General features: G+C 66.6%; 19 protein-coding genes. 8 read left to right on the forward strand and 11 right to left on the reverse strand.

Annotation, left to right across the window (positions count from 1 at the left end):
* Positions 1-9: 9 nt before the first annotated feature.
* The gene (gene mgtE, locus DPM12_RS16595) at positions 10-1,338 is read right to left on the reverse strand and encodes a magnesium transporter (RefSeq protein WP_112259460.1); all 1,329 of its coding nucleotides are present in this window, start codon (positions 1,336-1,338) and stop codon (positions 10-12) included.
* Positions 1,339-1,921: 583 nt separating this feature from the next.
* On the opposite strand from mgtE, the gene DPM12_RS16600 reads away from it, so the two are divergent.
* The gene (locus DPM12_RS16600) at positions 1,922-2,536 is read left to right on the forward strand and encodes a TetR/AcrR family transcriptional regulator (RefSeq protein ID WP_112259504.1); all 615 of its coding nucleotides are present in this window, start codon (positions 1,922-1,924) and stop codon (positions 2,534-2,536) included.
* A 121-nt stretch (positions 2,537-2,657) separates the two neighbouring features.
* Here the strand turns inward: DPM12_RS16600 and DPM12_RS16605 are convergent, their stop codons facing one another.
* On the reverse strand, positions 2,658-3,407 hold the full coding sequence (locus tag DPM12_RS16605) for a trans-aconitate 2-methyltransferase (RefSeq protein ID WP_211659062.1): 750 nt from the start codon (positions 3,405-3,407) through the stop codon (positions 2,658-2,660).
* Between the two features lie 92 nt (positions 3,408-3,499).
* On the opposite strand from DPM12_RS16605, the gene DPM12_RS16610 reads away from it, so the two are divergent.
* Positions 3,500-4,000 (forward strand): MarR family winged helix-turn-helix transcriptional regulator, encoded by a 501-nt coding sequence (locus DPM12_RS16610; RefSeq protein WP_245951297.1) that lies wholly within the window; start codon positions 3,500-3,502, stop codon positions 3,998-4,000.
* A 2-nt stretch (positions 4,001-4,002) separates the two neighbouring features.
* Here the strand turns inward: DPM12_RS16610 and DPM12_RS16615 are convergent, their stop codons facing one another.
* Genes DPM12_RS16615 through trpS form a run of 3 tightly spaced genes read right to left on the reverse strand, consistent with a single transcriptional unit; the run spans position 4,003 to position 6,589 of the window.
* Complete coding sequence (locus DPM12_RS16615; RefSeq protein ID WP_158542928.1) at positions 4,003-4,929, reverse strand: YihY/virulence factor BrkB family protein; 927 nt, start codon at positions 4,927-4,929, stop codon at positions 4,003-4,005.
* A complete protein-coding gene (locus DPM12_RS16620) occupies positions 4,926-5,558 on the reverse strand; it encodes a 2'-5' RNA ligase family protein (RefSeq protein WP_112259463.1) in 633 nt (210 codons plus the stop codon). The genes DPM12_RS16615 and DPM12_RS16620 overlap by 4 nt, the downstream gene beginning before the upstream one ends.
* Positions 5,559-5,566: 8 nt before the next feature.
* On the reverse strand, positions 5,567-6,589 hold the full coding sequence (trpS, locus tag DPM12_RS16625) for a tryptophan--tRNA ligase (RefSeq protein ID WP_112259464.1): 1,023 nt from the start codon (positions 6,587-6,589) through the stop codon (positions 5,567-5,569).
* Positions 6,590-6,650: 61 nt separating this feature from the next.
* Between trpS and pgm the strand changes: the two genes are divergently transcribed.
* The 6 genes from pgm (at position 6,651) to DPM12_RS16655 (ending at position 13,825) form a co-directional block, all read left to right on the forward strand.
* Positions 6,651-8,312, forward strand: coding sequence for a phosphoglucomutase (alpha-D-glucose-1,6-bisphosphate-dependent) (gene pgm, locus DPM12_RS16630; RefSeq protein ID WP_112259465.1), 1,662 nt, complete (start codon positions 6,651-6,653; stop codon positions 8,310-8,312).
* Positions 8,313-8,479: 167 nt separating this feature from the next.
* Positions 8,480-9,262, forward strand: a complete 783-nt coding sequence (locus DPM12_RS16635) for a DeoR/GlpR family DNA-binding transcription regulator (RefSeq protein ID WP_112259466.1) — start codon at positions 8,480-8,482, stop codon at positions 9,260-9,262.
* Positions 9,263-9,347: 85 nt separating this feature from the next.
* Positions 9,348-10,427: a galactose-1-phosphate uridylyltransferase gene (gene galT, locus DPM12_RS16640; protein WP_112259506.1), complete on the forward strand. Its 1,080-nt coding sequence runs from the start codon at positions 9,348-9,350 to the stop codon at positions 10,425-10,427.
* 40 nt (positions 10,428-10,467) lie between these two features.
* Positions 10,468-11,439 (forward strand): UDP-glucose 4-epimerase GalE, encoded by a 972-nt coding sequence (galE, locus tag DPM12_RS16645; protein WP_112259467.1) that lies wholly within the window; start codon positions 10,468-10,470, stop codon positions 11,437-11,439.
* Positions 11,436-12,614 carry a galactokinase gene (galK, locus tag DPM12_RS16650; protein ID WP_112259468.1) on the forward strand — a complete coding sequence of 393 codons (1,179 nt, stop codon included), beginning with the start codon at positions 11,436-11,438 and terminating at the stop codon, positions 12,612-12,614. Before galE ends, galK begins: the two co-directional genes overlap by 4 nt.
* Before the next feature lie 194 nt (positions 12,615-12,808).
* Entirely contained in the window at positions 12,809-13,825 is a 1,017-nt protein-coding gene (locus DPM12_RS16655) for a siderophore-interacting protein (protein ID WP_211659064.1), read from the forward strand.
* Here the strand turns inward: DPM12_RS16655 and DPM12_RS16660 are convergent.
* The 6 genes from DPM12_RS16660 to DPM12_RS16685 all read right to left on the reverse strand — a co-directional run bounded on the left by DPM12_RS16660 (position 13,782) and on the right by DPM12_RS16685 (position 19,764).
* Positions 13,782-14,762 carry a hypothetical protein gene (locus DPM12_RS16660; protein WP_112259470.1) on the reverse strand — a complete coding sequence of 327 codons (981 nt, stop codon included), beginning with the start codon at positions 14,760-14,762 and terminating at the stop codon, positions 13,782-13,784. The genes DPM12_RS16655 and DPM12_RS16660 overlap by 44 nt on opposite strands.
* A gap of 106 nt (positions 14,763-14,868) precedes the next feature.
* Positions 14,869-16,083, reverse strand: coding sequence for an NADP-dependent isocitrate dehydrogenase (locus DPM12_RS16665; RefSeq protein ID WP_112259471.1), 1,215 nt, complete (start codon positions 16,081-16,083; stop codon positions 14,869-14,871).
* A gap of 146 nt (positions 16,084-16,229) precedes the next feature.
* Positions 16,230-17,255: a malate dehydrogenase gene (locus DPM12_RS16670; RefSeq protein ID WP_112259472.1), complete on the reverse strand. Its 1,026-nt coding sequence runs from the start codon at positions 17,253-17,255 to the stop codon at positions 16,230-16,232.
* Positions 17,256-17,265: 10 nt separating this feature from the next.
* Positions 17,266-17,613, reverse strand: coding sequence for a DUF3017 domain-containing protein (locus DPM12_RS16675; protein WP_112259473.1), 348 nt, complete (start codon positions 17,611-17,613; stop codon positions 17,266-17,268).
* Positions 17,610-18,737: a citrate/2-methylcitrate synthase gene (locus DPM12_RS16680; protein WP_112259474.1), complete on the reverse strand. Its 1,128-nt coding sequence runs from the start codon at positions 18,735-18,737 to the stop codon at positions 17,610-17,612. Before DPM12_RS16680 ends, DPM12_RS16675 begins: the two co-directional genes overlap by 4 nt.
* Before the next feature lie 148 nt (positions 18,738-18,885).
* Positions 18,886-19,764: a bifunctional methylenetetrahydrofolate dehydrogenase/methenyltetrahydrofolate cyclohydrolase gene (locus tag DPM12_RS16685; RefSeq protein WP_112259475.1), complete on the reverse strand. Its 879-nt coding sequence runs from the start codon at positions 19,762-19,764 to the stop codon at positions 18,886-18,888.
* Positions 19,765-19,844: the final 80 nt, after the last annotated feature.

Genomic DNA, 19,844 nt, shown 5'->3' on the forward strand with positions numbered 1-19,844 from the left:
CGGGTGTGCTCAGAGACCGAGTATGGTGCGGGCGGTCATGAAGTAGATGATCAGACCCGTGGCATCGACCAGCGTGGCGACCATGGGGGCGGACACGACGGCGGGGTCGATGCCGAGCTTCTTGGCGAACAACGGCATGCATCCGCCAACGATCGCTGCCCAGGTACACACCGCCAGCAGTGATATCGCAATGACCAGCGCGAGCTGGAGATCGGCGAACACCAACCCGATCACGATGCCGACGAGACCGAGCGCCAAGCCGAGGAGCGCGCCCACGCGCGCTTCCGTCCACAGCACTCGCGGAACGTCGCGGACCCGCACCTCGGCCAGGGCTAGAGCACGCACCACCGAGGTCGCCGACTGGGCACCAGTATTACCCCCACTTCCGGTGATCATCGGGATGAAGAGCGCGAGCGCCGTGACCTCGGCGAGGTTCTCCTCGAAATGGTCCAGCACATTGATCGTCAAGATGGCGGCGACGAACAACAACATCAGCCACGGCACCCGGCGGGTGGCGAGCATCCAGATCCCGGCCAGGAGATACGAGCCGGCCAGCGGTTCGGAGCCGGACTGCCGGTAGGCATCCTCGGTTTCTGCTTCCTCCAAGACCTCCACCGCGTCGTCGATAGTCAACAGCCCGAGCAAGCGGTCCTCACTGTCGACGATCGGCAGGTCGAGCAGGTTCGCGTCCCGCATCAAACGGGCAGCGTCCTCCGCCTCGTCGGTGGCGCGCGCCGAGACGAAGTCCATCGTCGCGATGTCGTTGACCCTCCTATCGGTGGGCGCGGTGACGAGATCGCGCAGGGATGTGATGCCCACCAACCGCCGCCCATCGTCCACGACCGGCAACGTATAGACCGTCTCCGCGTTGGCGCCCTTGGTCCGCACCACGTTCAGCGCCTCCGCAGCGGTCAGCGACCGGTGCAGCGCGACCACCTCCGGGGTCATGGCGCGCCCGGCCGAGCCTTCCGGGTAGCCGAGCAGGGCGGCCGTCATCTGGCGCTCATGTGGGCTCAGCCCGGCAAGCACGCGGCGGGCGACCTTGGCCGGAGTCTCACCGATCAGCCGCGCACGGTCGTCCGGGTCCATGCCTTCGACCAGCTCGCGGAAGGCACGGTCGCGCAGGCCGGCGAGGATTTCCTGCTGATCCGATGGGTCCAGCTCCTCGAAGACCGCCAGCGCCTTCCCCTTGTCCAGCAAGCGAAAGACCAGCGCCATCCCTGCGGCATCGGCATGCAACAGCTCGTTGGCGATTTCGTACGGCTGCTTCGAGTTCAGCCAGTCCTTCAGGTAGGGGAGGTCTTGTTCCTTGAGCATGTCAAGCAGATCCGCCGTCATGCCTTACCTCCCAGGATCACTCGCCCGTCTAGGCACCTGCTCGGATCGCGATTCGGTCGAGGTTGACCTGGACAGAAAGTCCGGTAGCGCAGCGCTTCACGGCACATGGGTGTACTCCTTTGATCAGCACGGCCGCACACCCAGGCATGTTCACAATGCGCTGCACGCCCGCCTTGCGGAGGCAGAATTATGAAATGGCACGCCGGAGTGCGCGTCGGGTGAGGTCGGCATGAATAGCAATCCAGCTACTATGGCTGGGCTCGGCGTCGGCTACAGATGATCGACGTCGCATTGCCCTCACCTCCCCAGCACGAATCACGGCGTGGTACTCACTGTGACAAGAATTTGACGACGTTCGGCAGCACGTCCCGTACTACCTACAGCGGCATGTCAACGCGACACCTGCACACGAGCACATGTCACTAATCTCGCGTGGCTGACAAACCTCCAAGATTCTAGTCCGCAAACGCAGCGCATCCAAGCCAACCCAGAAAACCCGACGACGGGGGATGATGGGGTGGTGGACATCGATGACGGATCGGAAAACGGGTCAGAAACACGCCCTACGGGCAACCGGACACGCATGACGGCGAAACAACGCCGCGAACAGCTCATCGACATCGGCCGCACCCTATTCGCCGAACGCGGTTTCGACGGCACGTCGATCGAGGAGATCGCCGCCCGCGCACGGGTTTCCAAACCGGTCGTCTACGAACATTTCGGCGGCAAGGAAGGCATCTACGCGGTCGTGGTCGATCGCGAGATGGAGCAGTTGCTCGACAGCATCACGACGGCTTTGAGTTCCGAGGGACATCCCCGCGTCCTGCTCGAACAGGCCGCACTCGCATTGCTCGATTACATCGAGACGTCCACCGACGGGTTCCGCATTCTCGTTCGCGATTCGCCCGTCGCCAGTTCGACCGGTGGGTTCGCCAGTCTGATCTCCGACGCGGCCAGTCAGGTCGAGCATCTGCTGGCCGAGGAGTTCGCCAATCGGGGTTTCGACGCCGGACACGCCCCCATGTACTCGCAGATGCTGGTCGGCATGGTGGCTTTGACCGGGCAGTGGTGGCTGGAGGTCCGCTCACCTGACAAGCGCGTGGTCGCCGCGCACCTGGTCAACCTCGCGTGGAACGGGCTGGCCGGACTCGAGGGTGATCCTCATATCGACCAGGCCGAGCACACAACGTCGTCATGACGCGCGGACCGCCGACCCGTGCGGACTCCATGATCATTGACGACGGTGCACATGTCCATGTCGGCGATCGTCGACGATCAGCAAAACCTGACCCTCGGGCTCACCTATCCACCGAGCTTCCCTAGATGTGACCGACGGCGAAGATGCGCCGGTACCGAAGCACGGTGCCGTGCCGGCCGGCCGGATAGGCCTCGTGCAAGCGTGCCCGGTATTGCTCGACGAACTCGTCCGCCTCGGCCTCGCTCAGCTGCGCGATCACGGGCCGCAATCCACTGCCACGTAACCACTCGAGAACGTCATCGGGCCCGTCGAGAAGGTGGACATAGGTCGTCTCCCAGACGTCGACGGCCATTCCGAGATCACACAGCACGTCCACGTATTCCACCGGATCGTGGACCACGGGCCACGCAACTTCGATCCGATCTGCCCAGCGCGCGGACGCGGCCAGATCACGCATCTCGACGTGGGCCGGCTCTTCATAGTTGCCCGGAACCTGAAACGCCAGCCAACCACCTGGCGCAAGAAACGAGGCGAGACGCCGGAGTACCCGCGCGTGTTCGGGCACCCACTGCAGCATCGCGTTACTCACCATGACATCCACGGCGGCCTCTGGAGCCCATTCGCGCACGTCGGCCCGGACGAATTCCACGCCCTCGCACCCGCGGGCGCGCTGGATCATCTCCGCCGACGCATCCACCCCGACGATCTTCGCCCCGGGCCAGCGTCGCTCCAGCTTGGCGGTGAGACCCCCTGGCCCGCAGCCCAGGTCGACGACGTAGTCGGGCCGTTCGACGGGTATCCGTGCGACAAGATCGTGAAACGGGCGTGCACGTTGCTCGGCGTAGAGAAGGTACTGCTGGGGATCCCACACGGACGGCCTCGCATCGTGATATATCTTGATGTCAAGATACCTTAGGCATCGCCTTCCTTGAAGTCAAGATTCTTGATGCATACAATTCTTCTGTGGCGGCAGATGAGGTAGACCGGCTGGTAGCTGCGTGGCAACGGGAACGCCCCGACCTCGACGTCGCGCCCATGGGAGTGCTCTCCCGCGTCAGCCGGCTCGCCCGGCATCTCGACCGCGCCCGGCGCTCCGCGTTCGCCGCCCACGGACTCGAACCGTGGGAGTTCGACGTTCTCGCAGCACTGCGCCGGTCCGGCCCGCCATACGAGCTCTCTCCCCGAACGCTGCTGGCTCAAACTCTCGTGACCAGCGGCACGATGACCTCGCGAGTCGACAAGCTCACCGCACGCGGCCTGGTGACCCGGCGCGCCGACGAGCACGACCGGCGCGCCGTACGAGTCGTTCTGACCGAACAAGGCAAGTCGTCCGTCGACGCAGCTCTGGAAAGCTTGCTCGCTCACGAACGCAGCATCCTCGCCAATGTCGCACCCGATGACCAGGCGATGCTGGCGAACCTCCTGCGAGCACTCGTCCTGCCGTTCGACGACACGGCCGAGTGACCTCACGTCCCGCCGTGGCTGTCGTGCGCCAGGGCCTTGTCCCGTTGCTCGGCGTCGAGGTGGTCGATAGCGCTTTCAGCTGTCAACGCCGCCAGGACCATGAGCAGCCTGGTGACCACGTAGATCCAGGCGATGAGCGCCAGGGGCGCCGCGAACGCGGCGAACGTGTCGTCCGCCCCCGGTCCCAAGACGTACTGGACCAGGAAGTTCTTGAGGATCTCGAAGACGACGGCGCCCAGCAACGCGGTGAGCGCCTGCTCCTTGGCGGGGACGATGATCCGCGGCAGGCCGGTCAGCAAGTAGGCGAACAACAGCGTGTTCACGCCGATCGACAGCACCCAGCTGACCACGCCCAGCACACCCGTGGCATCGACACCTTCGACCCCAAACCACTCCAGGAGCTGCTGAGTCATGTGCCGCGCGACGACACTCATCCCCCAGGACACCGCCAGCAGGAGACCCAGACCGATGAGCGCGACAAGATCGAAGAGTTTCCGGGTGATGATGTTCCCGGGTTTGTCGTCCATGCCCCACATCGAACGCACCGCTGCCCGGATCGAGTCCACCCAGCGCAACCCGGTATAGATCAGCACTATCGCGCTGACCACACCAACCGTGCCGGCGTTCTCATAGAACCGGGCGACGTCGAGGCCGATCTCTGGAAAGTTGTCGTCCACGACCTGCTGGACGGTCTCCACACCCGCACGCCCGGCGACCCGGCTAGCCACGGCCGAGGCCAGCAATAGCAACGGGAAGAGCGAGAAGAAGCCATAGAAGCTCGCCGCACCGGCCAGCCGATCACCACGCAGATTGCCGTAGCGCTTCCACGCCCGAACCGGCAGCGTCGGTTGTAGCCATTTCCACAGCGCCCGGGCACGGACCCACAGTGCCCTGGCGCGACTCCACAGCGCCCGGAGTCGGGCGTTCACGCCCGCCAGCCCTCCGGCACCGCGTCACTGGCGGAGATCCGCCGTGCGGCCTGCAACCGGCGCTCGCCACCGGGGCGTCCGGCGGCAACCTCACCCTCAGGGCTCAGCTCGAAGTCGCATTCTCGCCGCCAGTAGCCGTCAGTGCCGTGCTCATACAGGCTGAATGCCGTCACGTCGAATACCGCCTCGTACCCGGCAAGCGTGTTGAACGCCGTCGCCATCGCCTCGTCGGGGAGGTAGTGCGCCACGGTGACGTGCGGGTGGTACGGGAACGACAGCTCGACCGCCAGCGGTCCGGTCCGAACCGCCATGGAGAGCCGCTCGCACGCCGAGATACCTTCGGCCAGCGCGACGAACACTACCGGTGATACCGGCATGAACGTCGCCGTACCGCGTAAGCGCACCCGAAACGGCGGGAACGTCGACGCTACCTTCGCCAGATGTTCGCGTACCCGGGCGTAGTGACCGTTCGAGCCATTCTCGATCTCCGTGGGCGGCACGAGGGTGATGTGCGAGGGAATGGCATCGGCCAGGGGATCCCCGAACGAGCGTCGCCAGTCCTGCAGCTCGGTGCCATACGGCTCCGGAATGGGCACCGCCACCCCGATGGTGCGGACGTCACTTTCCATGGAACGCGTCACCGTCTCACCGCGCCGGCCGGCACGAGGAAACCGACACGCTCGTATGCTCGCCGCAGGGTTGGAGCCGCGACATCTCTGGCCTTGGACGCTCCCCTGGCGAGCAGCGCATCGAGCTCGGCCGGGTCATCGAGCAACTCACGAACCCGCTTCTGGAACGGAACCACCGTGTCAAGCACCGCCGACGCGACCTCCTTCTTCAGATCGCCATAGCCCCGACCCTCGAAATCGTGCTCGATCTGGGCCACCGCTCGTCCGGTCACAGCGGACAGGATAATCACGAGATTCGTCACTCCGGGCTTGTTCTCCGGATCGACGACGATTTCGCGACCCGAATCGGTGACCGCGCTCTTGATCCGCTTCTCCACGACCTTGGGATCGTCGAGAAGATCGATCAGTCCCGAGCCACCCATGCTCTTGCTCATCTTCGCTCCCGGATCCTGCAGATCCAAGATCTTGGCGGTCTCCTCCGGAATGTATGGTTTCGGCAGCACGAATGTCTCGCCGAAGCGGGCGTTGAAACGACCACCGAGGTTCCGCGTGAGCTCGACGTGCTGGCGCTGGTCCTCGCCCACCGGCACCATGTCGGTGTCGTAGAGCAGGATGTCCGCCGCCTGCAAGATGGGATACGTGAACAGGCCGACCGTTGTCCCCTCCGTGCCTTCACGCCCCGCCCGGTCCTTGAACTGGGTCATCCGGCTCGCCTCGCCGAAGCCGGTAATGCAGCCGAGTATCCACGCCAGCTGGGCGTGCTCGGGCACATGGCTCTGCACGAAGAGCGTGCTGCGCTCCGGGTCGATCCCGCCGGCAATGTACTGCGCGGCGGTCACCCGGCTGCGCTCGCGCAGCGCGTCCGGATCGTGTCCGGCGGTGATGGCATGAAGATCGACGACGCAATAGAACGTGTCGTACTCGTCCTGCATGGCAGCCCATTGCCGCAGCGCTCCGAGATAGTTGCCAAGATGAAGGGAAGAACCGGTGGGCTGCATGCCGGAAAACACGCGGGGGCGATCTGTCGTCATGGCCCTATTCTGGCAGCATCCCCGAATCTCCGAGCGTCTAGACGGCCTTTAAGGAGAACCGATGCCCGATCATCCGCGTGCCGGACAGCCAGCTACGGCTGCCGACCTCGTCGACATCGCCAAGCTGGTCACCGCGTACTTCACGCGGCACCCGGAACCTCAGAATCCAGCACAGCAGGTCAGTTTCGGCACCTCGGGACATCGTGGTTCGGCCTTCGACACGGCGTTCAACGAAACCCATATCGCAGCCACATCGCAAGCGATCTGTGACTACCGGTCAGACAACGGTATCCAGGGGCCCCTGTTCCTCGGCAAAGATACGCACGCGCTGTCGGAGCCCGCATGGGCGACCGCGGTCGAGGTCTTCGCCGGGAACGGCGTCACCCTTCTGATCGACTCCGCCGATCGCTACACGCCCACCCCCGCCGTCTCGCGCGCCATTCTCGCGCACAACGCGACCGGGCAGCACCGGGCCGACGGTGTCGTCGTGACGCCCTCGCACAATCCTCCGCAGGACGGTGGCTTCAAGTACAACCCGCCGGACGGTGGACCGGCAGGCTCGGAGATCACGAGCTGGATCCAGCGGACGGCGAACGGCTACGTCGAATCCGGCCTGAAGGGTGTGCGGCGAATTCCACTCGGCAGCGCGCTCGCCGCGGACACGACGGATACGTACGACTTCCTCGGTCACTATGTCGATGACCTGCCCGCCGTCGTCGACCTCGATGCCATCCGCGCGGGTGGTGTCCGCATCGGTGCCGACCCGCTCGGAGGCGCGTCGGTGGACTACTGGGAGGCCATCGCCGAACGGCACCGTCTCGATCTCACGGTCGTGAACCCGCTCGTCGACCCGACATGGCGGTTCATGACCCTGGACTGGGACGGCAAGATCCGGATGGACTGCTCGTCGCCGTCGGCCATGGCCTCGCTGATCGGCCGGATGCGCCGCGATGCGGCACAGGAAGCCGACTTCGACATCGCGACGGGCAACGACGCCGACGCCGACCGGCACGGCATCGTGACTGCCGACGGCGGCCTGATGAACCCGAACCACGTGCTGGCCGTGGCCATCGACTACCTGTTCACGCACCGCGACCACTGGCCGGTCGACGCAGCGATCGGCAAGACCCTGGTGAGTTCTTCGATGATCAACCGGGTCGCGGCGTCGCTCGGCCGGCCCCTCGTGGAGGTTCCGGTCGGGTTCAAATGGTTCGTGCCGGGACTGCTCGATGCGACCATCGGGTTCGGAGGCGAGGAGTCTGCCGGTGCCTCCTTCTTACGCCGCGACGGCCGCGTGTGGAGCACCGACAAGGACGGGATCAGCACGTGCCTGCTCGCTGCCGAGATCATGGGCACCACAGGCAAGACACCGAGCGAGCACTACCGAAAGCTCACCGCACGGCATGGCGAACCGGCGTACGCGCGTATCGACGCGCCCGCCACCAGAGAGCAGAAGGCCGTCCTCGCCCAGCTCTCACCCGAGCAGGTGTCCGCTACCGAGCTGGCGGGTGAACCGATCTCGGCCAAGCTGACCCGAGCGCCGGGCAACGACGCCCCGATCGGTGGGCTGAAGGTTCTCACCGAGTCCGGGTGGTTCGCCGCCCGCCCGTCCGGAACGGAAGACGTGTACAAGATCTACGCCGAGAGCTTCCGGGGACGCGAACATCTGAACCGGATCCAGGAGGAGGCACGCGCCGTCGTTGACGAAGCGCTCGCCAGCTGACTCCCTGGATGACTCCTGGCTCGTCGGCTGGGCCGGTGGCGCTCCGACATGCCGTCGACGGAGGCGTCACACATCCACACTGGAACGAACATTTATGTGCGATGATGTTTGAAACATCGCAGCGTCGTGCCCATAGATCCACGGCGAGCATCCAGAGGGAGGGCCACATGCTCGCAGCCGAACGGCAGGCGCACATCCTCGACGAAGTACAGCGCCGCGGCGCTGCCAGGGTCCGGGAGCTCGCCATGCTGTTCCAGGTCTCCGACATGACCATCCGCCGCGACCTCGACGCTCTGGTGTCGCGCGGAGCGCTGGACAAGGTCCACGGCGGGGCAACGTCACGTCGCGCGGCGAGCACGGAGGAACCTGGATTCGACGTCAAGTCACTGCGCCAGCAGGCGGAGAAGGACGCGATCGCCCGCGTGGGGGCCGAGCTCGTCGCGCCCGGCTCGGCGGTCGGCCTCTCGGCGGGCACGACCACGTGGGCACTGGCGCAGCACCTGCGCGGCATTCCCCAGCTCACCATCGTCACCAACTCGCTGCCCATCGCCGACACGTTCCACCACGACGACGACGTCGACGTCGTGGTCACCGGCGGCGTTCGCACTCCCTCGGACGCGCTGGTGGGACCGATCGCCGTGACGTCGCTGCGCCAGCTCCACCTCGACCTCGTCTTCCTGGGCGTGCACGGAATCGACCTGCACGCGGGCTTCACGACACCGAACCTGCTCGAAGCCGAGACGGATCGTGCCCTGGTCACGGCCGGCCACCGGTTGATCGTCGTAGCCGATCACACCAAGTGGGCGACGGTGGGGCTCAGCACGATCGCCACCCTTGGCGAGGCCGATGTGCTGGTCTGTGATGCCGGCCTACCGGGGGAGGCGCGGCACGCTCTGGACGAGCACGTGGGTGAGTTGATCCTCGCCTCGGAGCCCGACCAGCAGGTGTGATCAGCCGCCCTGGCCATCGCCGAACGTCTGTGGGATAGTGTTTGCTCTAGTTCGAAACTGTTTGAACCATAGCGGCGGTGTGATGGTGAAGCGAACCTCGGCCCGGCTCGCGGACAATCGCGAGATCATCTATTTCGACATCGAGGGAGTCGATCGGAAGAGCGACGATCCCCGGGACCTGCCACCCGTGAGCACGGCCGCCCAGATGCGCCACGATCCGTTGCTGAACGAGTGGGTGGCCATGGCCTCCCACCGGCAGGAACGCACCTTCCTGCCACCGGCCGACCGCTGCCCGCTGTGCCCATCCCGGGACGGCCTGCACACCGAGATCCCGGCGACGGACTATGACGTCGTGGTGTTCGAGAACCGCTTCCCCAGCCTGTCCATGAGCGCCACCGAGCCGGGGACGCGCGTCGCGCCCGGCAACGAGCTCGTCGCCAGGCGTGCCGGGACGGGCCGCTGCGAGGTCGTCTGTTTCAGCAGCCGTCACGATGCCTCGTTCGCCACCCTGCCTCCGGAACGCGCGCGGCTCGTCGTCGAGGCATGGGCGGATCGCACGGCTGAGCTCTCCGCCATGCCAGGAGTCGAGCAGGTCTTCTGCTTCGAGAACCGGGGCGAGGAGATCGGGGTCACCCTCTCGCACCCGCACGGTCAGATCTACGCCTATCCCTACATCCCGCCCCGGACGTCGACGATGCTGGACAACGCCCGGCACTACCGGGCAGATCGGGGGCGAAACCTGTTCGCGGACGTCCTGGCCCAGGAGCGCGCCGGTGAGCGGGTCGTCGCCCAATCCGCACACTGGACCGCATTCGTGCCGGCAGCCGCCCGCTGGCCGGTCGAGGTCCACCTCTATCCACACCGCCAGGTGCCGGACATCCCAGCGCTGAGCGATGCAGAACGGGACGACTTCGTCACGGTCTACCTCGACATCTTGCGCCGCTTCGATGCCCTCTACGATGCGCCGCTGCCCTACATCGCCGCCTGGCACCAGGCACCCGTCGCCGCCGACCGGGACCTCGCCTACCTGCACATGCAGCTCTTCTCGATCCGCCGCGCGGCGGACAAGCTGAAGTATCTGGCCGGGTCGGAGTCGGCCATGGGCGCGTTCATCACCGACGTCCTTCCCGAAGATGTCGCTGAACGGCTCAGGGACGCTCGATGACCCCTTCGATGACCCCAGGTGACCACGTGGAGGTGGGATCGTGAAGGTTCTGGTGACCGGCGGGGCCGGCTACATCGGATCCGTCGTCGCGGCGCAGCTTCTGCAGGCCGGACACGACGTCGTCGTTCTGGACAACCTGTCCAGCGGTCACGCCGACGCCGTGCCCAGCGGCGCCGCGTTCGTCGAAGGCGACATCGACGATGCCGGCGACGTGCTCGACACCTCGTACCACGCTGTGCTGCACTTCGCGGCGAAATCCCTGGTCGGCGAATCGGTCGCGCGTCCGCAGCTGTACTGGTGGAACAACGTCGTCGGCACGTTGCGGCTGCTCGACGCCATGCGCGAGCAGGGCGTGCGGAGCCTGGTGTTCTCCTCGACGGCGGCGGCCTACGGCGAACCGGAGACCACCCCGATCCGGGAAGGCACGCCAGCCGCGCCCATCAACCCGTACGGGCAGAGCAAGCTCGCGATCGACCACGCCCTCGCCGGCGAGGCAACGGCGCACGGGCTGGCCGCCGTCAGCCTGCGCTACTTCAACGTCGGCGGCGCACTCGGCCGCTACGGCGAGCGTCACGACCCCGAAACCCATCTCATCCCGAACGTGCTCGCCGTTCCCGCAGGCCGGCGAGAGTCGGTCGACGTGTTCGGTACCGACTACCCCACCCACGACGGCACGGCCATCCGCGACTACCTGCACGTCGAGGACCTCGGACGGGCACACCTGCTGGCGCTCGACTGGACCGCGCAGACCGCCAGGGGCCAGCGCGGAGAGCACCGGGTCTACAATCTCGGCACCGGAACCGGATACACCGTGCGCGACGTCATCGACGCCGCACGCCGTGTCACGGGCCATCCCGTTCCCGCCATCGAGCGGGAACGTCGTCCGGGCGATCCGCCGGTGCTGGTGGCATCGGCGGACCGCATCGCCACCGAGCTCGGCTGGCACGCAGCACACGACCTCGACCGCATCGTCACCGACGCCTGGGCATTCATGAAAGGAACCGACGCATGAGCGACGTCACCACCGTCGACGTGGTGGGATCGGCACCGGGCCGGGTCAACCTGATCGGAGAGCACACCGACTACAACGGCGGTTTCGCCCTGCCCCTGGCGATCCCGCACCGCACGACGGCGGCGGTGCGGCGACGCGACGACCGCATCGTGACCGCGACGTCCAGCCGCCGGGATTCCGGGCCCGTCGAGTTCCATGTCGATTCCGAGCCTGGTGACGTCACCGGCTGGAGCGCCTACGTCGCCGGGGTTTTCTGGGCCTTGCGGCATGCCGGATACGACGTCCCCGGCGCCGACGTGCACATCGACAGCGACGTCCCGAGCGGCGCCGGCCTGTCATCGTCCGCCGCCCTCGAGTGTTCGGTACTCGTAGCGCTGAACGCGTTGGCCGGCCTGGAGCTCGACCCCACGAGATCGGCGCTGCTCGCGCAGCAGGCGGAGAACGAGTACGTCCGTGCACCCACGGGCCTGATGGATCAGATGGCCGCCATGCACGGGCGCGACGGCCACGTGATCCTCTTCGACGCCGCGGACGTCAACGCCGAGCCGATCCCGTGCGATCTTGCCGGTGCCGGGCTGACGCTGCTGATCATCGACACCCGGGCACCACACCGGCACGCTGACGGCGAGTACGGCGCGCGCCGTCGTAGCTGCGAGCACGCCGCACGCAGGCTCGGCGTCTCGTCGTTGCGGGATGTCCAGGACGAGCCGGTCGAATCCGTCGTCGGCCGGCTCGAGCCGGGCGCATCCGGTGAGCCGCACCCGGAAGGCACTCCCCTCTCGCCCGACACACCCGACGTGACCCGGCGCCGGGTACGGCACGTGCTCACCGAGAACGGCCGTGTTCAAGAAACCGTCCAGCTCCTGCGTGCCGGCCGGATCCGCGACGTGGGCCCCCTGCTCACCGCGTCACACGTCTCTTTGCGCGACGACTACGAGGTCACCGTGCCCCAGCTCGACGTCGCGGTCGACGCCGCGCTGCATGCCGGAGCGCACGGAGCCCGCATGACCGGCGGAGGCTTCGGCGGTTCGATCATCGCGCTCGTGGACACCGAGCGCGCCGAGGCCGTCACGGCTGCCGTCCGGCAGGCCTTCACTCGGTACGGGTTCGCCACCCCGGACGCCTTCGTGGCCGTGCCGTCGGCCGGCGCCGGTGTCGTTTCACCGTCCCGATAACGGCTCCGAGCATCCCCCGGCTGACCTCGGGCACGCTCCCCGAGCCTCACGCATGTCGGGAGGGTCTTCGGCCGGATCACCCGCCATCGGCAGGGCTCGAAACGCGGATCGTTGCGAAACCCGATGTGTACGTTTAGGCTAGCCTAAGTTAGCCTCGCCTATGCTTACGTACACACTTTCTCGACGGGGATATGATGACGAGTACCGCAACTGACGCAGCCACCCGCACGCCCGGCGGCACCATCACCGCGGACCCGAACGCGCCACGCTGGCGGCCCTTCCGCGTCGTCGTCGCCGATCTCAAGCGGCTGAGTCCCACCTTCCTGCGGGTCACCTTCACCGGCGACGATCTGGACCAGTTCGGGCACGACGGCCCAGACCAGCGCATCAAGCTCTACATTCCCAGGGCGGGCCAGGGCATACCGCAGTTCTCCACCACGGACTGGTACACCGAGTATCGCAACTCTGACCCGTCCACTCGGGGGTTCATCCGCACCTACACCATCCGGGCGGTGCGGCCCGAGCGTCGCGAGCTGGACGTGGACTTCGTTCTGCACGGCCCCGCCGGCCACCACCCGTCCGGCCCGGCAGCGAGCTGGGCCGCGCGGGCAGCCGTGGGTGACGAGCTCGCCGTCATCGGGCCGAACCGGCTGTTCCCGGGCGACTGCCTCGGGCACGAGTGGAATCCACCGGTGGGCGCGCGCGACATCATCATCGCCGGCGACGAGACGGCGGTCCCCGCCATCGGTGGCATCCTGGAGCGCCTGCGTCACGGCCAGAGCGCCGCAGGCGGCACGTCGCCGGCCCCCGCACCACGGATCCGGGCTTTCCTTGAAGTCCCCGAGCCCCAAGACGTCCTCGAACTTGCCGCGCCAGACGGCACCGAGATCAGCTGGCTGCCCCGCTCGCGACCCGACGGCTCGTCGTCCGGACATGGGCAGCTGCTCGTCGACGCGGTCACGTCGGCGTCGCTCACCCGCCCGGCGTCCTCCACCACCGACACATCCACGGTCGACACCGTGGACATCGATCTCGAGGTGCTCTGGGAGGTCGCGGCCAGCGCCAGCAGCCCCGTCTACGCCTGGGTGGCCGGCGAAGCGGGCGCGGTCAAGGCGATCCGCCGGCACCTGGTACGCGAGCGCGGGATCGACAAGGGCGCGGTCACCTTCATGGGCTACTGGCGCCTGGGCCGCGCCATCGACGAGGGCTGATTCCCGGCGTCGGCGGGTATGGCGAGGGACCAGCCTCGCCGGATGAGCGGCGCCGGAGGATGCCACGGCGCCGGGTGGCCCGCCGGTCAGCCTGAAACATCGCATCCGGGTAGTCGGCGTCAACCTCGTCGATCTCCACGTCGAACCCCTCGCCGTCACGATCGCCGCCGATGTCGCGAAGGCGCACCACGATGCCCGTCGCGACATCGAGCACCGTCTCGAACCGATCGGCGAAGACGGGCATCGGATCCAGCGGGGGCGCTCCTTCCGCGCGGTCGATCGCCACGCTGACCTCGCTGTGCAGCAGCGGGCAGCACGCACAGCGTGGGTCGTAGTCCGGGCTCGGTCGCACCACTGCCCTGAGGACGGCCCGGCCGAACAGCTCTCCCCGCTCCAGTTCGAGGACCTCCACGCCGGGCGGACAGGCGCCGTCCTGGGCCGGAACGTCCCCGGGCACGCCGGCACCGTCCGGCACATCGCCATCCGGCGCCCAACCGTCCAGCGCGCCGTCGGCGAGCTCTTGCGGATCCAGCATCGCGACCCACTGGTAATTCACGTACATCGGATCGTCATAGACGAGCTCGACGTCATCCGGCCGGGAGATGACCAGCCCGTCCTCCCGCCGGACCGGCTGCGGCGACCCCGGGTCCTGCGGGACGCGGTAGACCGGCTGCGGCACTCGCCGCTGAGGGATCGACTCGTGATCGTCTGTCGAGACCGCCCGGAAGACGCCGCGATTCCTTCCGAGCTGGTCGCGTTCATCGACGACGTGTACGTCACCATGTTCCGGTTCCACCCGCATCCGGGCGGGTCGTTTGATCCACGCCCGGAGCCGCTCGGCGCCGTCACGCGTCACCGTCGTCCGGGTGAACGCGACTGACGACCACAACCACGGCGACGAGCGCGCCAGCGCGCGGAACGTATCAGGATCAACCACGTTCCGACGCTAACCCCGGACGTGGACTCCAGGCGACCGCATTTCTGCCCGGCCCGACCACGCAGCTGCCGTCATCCAAAACCGGCAGCTGACGTCGTCCGATGTGTCAGGAGGCGAGGCGCTTGGCAAGATTCTCGTCGAGCGTGGCCAGGAACTCCTCCGTGGTCGCCCAGCCCTGATCGTCGCCGACCAGCAACGCGAGATCCTTGGTCATGACGCCGGATTCCACGGTTGTGACCACGACGTCCTCGAGCGTCTGGGCGAAGCTGGTCACCTCCGGGGTGTTGTCCAGCTTGCCGCGATGTTCCAGCCCGCGTGTCCAGGCGAAGATGGACGCGATCGGGTTGGTCGACGTGGGCTTTCCCTCCTGATGCTGACGATAGTGCCGGGTGACCGTGCCGTGCGCGGCCTCCGCCTCGACCGTGCCATCCGACGTCATCAGCACCGAGGTCATCAGGCCGAGCGAGCCGAAGCCCTGCGCGACCGTATCGGACTGCACGTCACCGTCGTAGTTCTTGCACGCCCAGACGTAGCCGCCTTCCCACTTCAGCGCGGCAGCCACCATGTCGTCGATCAGCCGGTGCTCGTAGGTGAGGCCGGCAGCCTCGAACTGCTCCTTGAACTCCTCCTCGTAGACCTCGGCGAACAGGTCCTTGAACCGCCCGTCGTAGGCCTTGAGGATGGTGTTCTTCGTCGACATGTACACCGGGAACTTGCGTTCCAGGCCGTAGCGGAACGATGCCCGGGCGAACTCCCGGATCGACTCGTCGTAGTTGTACATGCCCATCGCGACGCCGCCGTCCGGGAAGTTGGCGACCTGCATCTCCATCGGTTCGCCACCGTCGGCCGGCGTGTAGGTGATGGTCACCGTGCCCGGGCCGGGGACGACGAAGTCCGAGGCCTTGTACTGGTCGCCGTGGGCGTGCCGCCCGATGATGATCGGCTTGGTCCAGCCCGGAACCAGGCGCGGGATGTTGGAGATGACGATCGGCTCGCGGAAGATCACGCCACCGAGGATGTTGCGGATGGTGCCGTTGGGCGAGCGCCACATCTTCTTCAAGCCGAATTCCTCGACCCGCGCCTCGTCCGGCGTGATGGTGGCGCACTTCACCCCGACGCCGTGCTGCTTGATGGCGTTCGCGGCGTCGACGGTGACTTGGTCGTCGGTGGCGTCGCGGTTCTGGATCGACAGATCGTAGTAGCGAAGGTCCACGTCGAGGTATGGATGGATCAGGCGTTCCTTGATGAACGACCAGATGATTCGCGTCATCTCGTCGCCGTCGAGCTCGACGACGGGGCCAGCTACCTTGATCTTCGCCATGGTCAACGCTCCTGAAGTTCAGTTTCTCTCGACGTCAAGATATCAGACCCTGCCCGGGAGCCATCGGGGCGTCCGGCCCGCCCTCGCTCCTCCTACAGGGATCCCCCGACGATCACCACTGCACACCGCCGCGTGGTGATGTCCAGCTAGATCAGGCCGAGCGAGCGCACCGTCTCGCGCTCGTCGATCAACTCCTGGACCGATGCGTCGATACGCGCGCGCGAGAAGTCGTTGATCTCCAGCCCGGGCACGATCTCCCAACGGCCGTGACGCGACACGACCGGAAACGACGAGATCAACCCTTCCGCGACACCGTAAGAACCATCGGACGGCACACCCGCCGACGTCCAGTCTCCCTCCGGAGTACCCAGAACCCAATCGTGCACGTGGTCGATCGCCGCGTTCGCCGCCGACGCCGCCGACGAGGCACCACGCGCCTCGATGATCGCCGCGCCGCGCTTGGCCACCGTCGGAATGAACTCCTCGGTCAGCCACTGATGATCGTCGGCCGCAGCGCCCCCCGATCCGTCCGGCGCCACACCCAGAACGTCGGCCGCCTTCTTGCCGGCAATCTCGGCGTGGAAGATGTCCGGATACTGGGTGGCGGAGTGGTTACCCCAGATCGTCAGCTTCTTGATGTCCGTGACACTCGCGCCTGCCTTCGCGGCGAGCTGCGACAGCGCGCGGTTGTGGTCCAGTCGCGTCATGGCCGTGAACCGCTCCGGCGGCACGTCCGGCGCATGGGAACGGGCGATCAACGCGTTGGTGTTGGCGGGATTGCCCACCACCAGCACGCGAACGTCGTCGGCGGCGTGCTCGTTGATCGCCGTACCCTGCGGCCCGAAGATCCCGCCGTTGGCCTCCAGCAAGTCACCTCGTTCCATGCCCTTCGCCCGGGGCCGGGCACCCACCAGCAACGCCACGCTCGTGCCGTCGAAGGCCCGATTCGTATCGTCGGTGATATCTACCCCATCCAGCAGGGGGAACGCGCAATCGTCGAGTTCCATGGCGGTTCCCTCGGCCGCCTTGACCGCCTGCGGAATCTCCAGCAGCTTCAGCCTGACCGGCGTGTCCGGCCCTAACATCTGCCCAGAGGCAACGCGAAAGAGCAGCGCGTAGCCGATCTGGCCGGCAGCGCCGGTGACGGTGACCGTGACAGGGGCCTTTGCCATGACAGTTCTCCTAGCTCGGGGGTGGAACGATGAGAGCGGCAATGAGCGTACCGCCGCCCAGCAGTGCCAGCGTCAGGACGTCGAGCAACCGCGAACGAACCTGCAACAACCCCACCCAGCGATTCGGGAGCACAGCACGGAAGAACGCCGCGACACAGATTCCCCCGGCGATAATCACCGTTCCGCGCTTGAAGTGGTCGTCAGCCACGACGACGATGCCACCGACCACGATGCCCAGCCCGATAAGGAACGGCCACTGCCGGACCACGGCCCGAAGCCAACTGGCGGGAGTCAGCCGCCGCTCGGCGGCCGCTGCCCAGCGGCTGCGCTTCGGGGCTGACACGTTGCTCACGGTCACCGCTCAGAGATGTCCTTCCAGCGCCGGCCGACCGGGCCGGTGTATTCGCTGGCAGGCCTGATCAGCCGGTTGTCCTCGTGCTGTTCGATCACGTGCGCGGTCCAGCCGCTCATCCGGGAGATCGCGAACACCGGCGTGAACAAGTCAGTGGGGATACCGAGTGCGTGATAGACGCTCGCGGCATAGAAGTCAACGTTCGGGTACAGGCCCTTGGTGTCGAAGACGGCCTTTTCCATACGCCGCGAGAAGTCGAAATAGTGCCGGTTACCGGTGAGTTCGGCGAGCTCTTCACTCATCCGCCGCAGATGGGTGGCGCGCGGATCTTCCGCCTTGTAGACGCGGTGGCCGAATCCCATCAGCTTGCGCCCGGCGCTGAGTTCATCCCGAACGAACCGGTCGACCGTGTCTACGCCGCCCTCGATCGAGCTCAGCGTCTTCATCACCGCCTCGTTCGCGCCGCCGTGAAGCGGACCGCGTAGCGCACCCATCGCCCCGGTGATGGCCGAGTGGATGTCCGACAGGGTCGCCGCGACGACCCGAGCGGTGAACGTCGACGCGTTCATCGTGTGGTCAGCATGCAGCACGAGGCACGCGTCGAAGATCTCCGCTGCCCGATCCGCCGGGCGCTCGCCGGTCACCTGAAGCAGGAAGTTTCCCGCGATACCCAGCGACGGATCACCCTCGGCCACCTCCCGGCCGCTACGATCCGCGTGGTACCGCGCGACGAGCACGGGCATCTGCGCCACCAGCCGGGTCGCCTTACGCCGATCCGCCTCGACCGATGAGTCCGCAGCGTCCGGGTCGTCCACAGCCAGCGACGAGACCAGAGTCCGCAACGCCTCCATGGGCGTGCCGCTACGGACGACGTGCGGAAGCAGCGCCTCCGTGGTCTCACCGATCCATCGGGCGCCGGTCAGCTCATTCGCGAAAGCGCCGAGTTCGTCTGCCGTAGGAAGATCTCCCCGCTGCAGGAGATGGACACACTCCTCGAAGCTGATCCGCCCGGTAATGTCATTGATGTCGTAGCCCCGATAGAACAGACGGCCCTCTTCACCGTCGATGTCGGATATCGACGTGGTGGCCGCGACGACATCAGCGAGGCCGCGCGAAGACTTATCGGCCATACAGGTTGGGACCTCCTCCTCTGTGAAGTCGCCGCCACCTTACCCAACGGTAAGTGCGACGAGATGTCCGACCCTGCGCGCTCCGCCCGGTGGCTCACCAAACCCTATACCGTGCAACATACCGTGCAACACTAAATGGTCGCGTTCCTCACCTCACTCGCTCCGCGGCCTCGACGACATTCGCCAGCAGCATCGCCCGCGTCATCGGTCCGACACCGCCCGGGTTCGGAGAAACCCACGACGCGACCTCGTACACGCCGGAATGCACGTCGCCAGCGATCCGCGACTTTCCAGTTTCGGGATCCTGCTGCCGGCTCACGCCCACGTCGAGCACAACCGCCTCCGGCTTGACCGCGTCAGCGGTCACGATCCCCGGAACTCCGGCAGCCGCCACGATCACATCCGCCTGACGCAGGTGGCCCGCGAGATCGCTGGTCCCCGTGTGGGTGGATGTGGCCGTCGCGTTCACCGCCTTCCGGGTGAGCAGGAGGGGAAGCGAGCGTCCCACCGTGACGCCGCGGCCGACGATCACCACATCACGCCCTGCCAGCGAGATACCGTGCCGAGTCAACAGCTCGATGATCGCCCGGGGCGTGCACGGCTGCGGAGAGGCGATCTCGGTGTTCACCCCGAGGACAAGCCGGCCGAGGTTGGTGGGGTGGAGCCCGTCGGCGTCCTTGGCCGGATCAACGCGTTCCAGCACCGCATCGGTGTCGATGTGGGCAGGCAACGGAAGCTGGACGATGTAACCGGTACAGGCAGGGTCGGCGTTGAGCTCGTCGATGACGCCTTCGAGCTCGGCCTGCGTGACCGTGTCCGGGAGATCTCGCCGGATCGACGTGATCCCTACCTCGCCGCAGTCTCGGTGCTTTCCGTTGACGTACGACGTCGATCCCGGATCGTCACCCACGAGCACCGTGCCAAGGCCCGGAGTCGCACCCGCAGATGCCAGGCGCTCGACACGGGCTCGCAGCTCGTCCTTGATCGCAGCAGCCGTCGCCTTGCCGTCCAGGATCTTCGCGCTCATCTCGTTACCGTCCTTTCTGGTCCTCAGCCCTCACGCCTCTCCGCTGATCATGAACACTTACCGGCCTCATAGAGCGACTA

Origin of the sequence: Phytoactinopolyspora halophila, from assembly GCF_003287285.1 — a bacterium.
Taxonomy (GTDB): Bacteria; Actinomycetota; Actinomycetes; order Jiangellales; family Jiangellaceae; genus Phytoactinopolyspora_A; species Phytoactinopolyspora_A halophila.

Bases quoted from the DNA above. Each gene is read 5' to 3' on its own strand.
- DPM12_RS16670 (WP_112259472.1), bottom strand. From the start codon at position 17,255: ATGGCAAAGGCCCCTGTCACGGTCACCGTCACCGGCGCTGCCGGCCAG.
- mgtE (WP_112259460.1), bottom strand. From the start codon at position 1,338: ATGACGGCGGATCTGCTTGACATGCTCAAGGAACAAGACCTCCCCTAC.
- DPM12_RS16655 (WP_211659064.1), top strand. From the start codon at position 12,809: ATGACGAGTACCGCAACTGACGCAGCCACCCGCACGCCCGGCGGCACC.
- DPM12_RS16635 (WP_112259466.1), top strand. From the start codon at position 8,480: ATGCTCGCAGCCGAACGGCAGGCGCACATCCTCGACGAAGTACAGCGC.
- galK (WP_112259468.1), top strand. From the start codon at position 11,436: ATGAGCGACGTCACCACCGTCGACGTGGTGGGATCGGCACCGGGCCGG.
- trpS (WP_112259464.1), bottom strand. From the start codon at position 6,589: ATGACGACAGATCGCCCCCGCGTGTTTTCCGGCATGCAGCCCACCGGT.
- DPM12_RS16665 (WP_112259471.1), bottom strand. From the start codon at position 16,083: ATGGCGAAGATCAAGGTAGCTGGCCCCGTCGTCGAGCTCGACGGCGAC.
- DPM12_RS16685 (WP_112259475.1), bottom strand. From the start codon at position 19,764: ATGAGCGCGAAGATCCTGGACGGCAAGGCGACGGCTGCTGCGATCAAG.
- pgm (WP_112259465.1), top strand. From the start codon at position 6,651: ATGCCCGATCATCCGCGTGCCGGACAGCCAGCTACGGCTGCCGACCTC.
- DPM12_RS16620 (WP_112259463.1), bottom strand. From the start codon at position 5,558: ATGGAAAGTGACGTCCGCACCATCGGGGTGGCGGTGCCCATTCCGGAG.
- DPM12_RS16680 (WP_112259474.1), bottom strand. From the start codon at position 18,737: ATGGCCGATAAGTCTTCGCGCGGCCTCGCTGATGTCGTCGCGGCCACC.
- DPM12_RS16600 (WP_112259504.1), top strand. From the start codon at position 1,922: ATGACGGCGAAACAACGCCGCGAACAGCTCATCGACATCGGCCGCACC.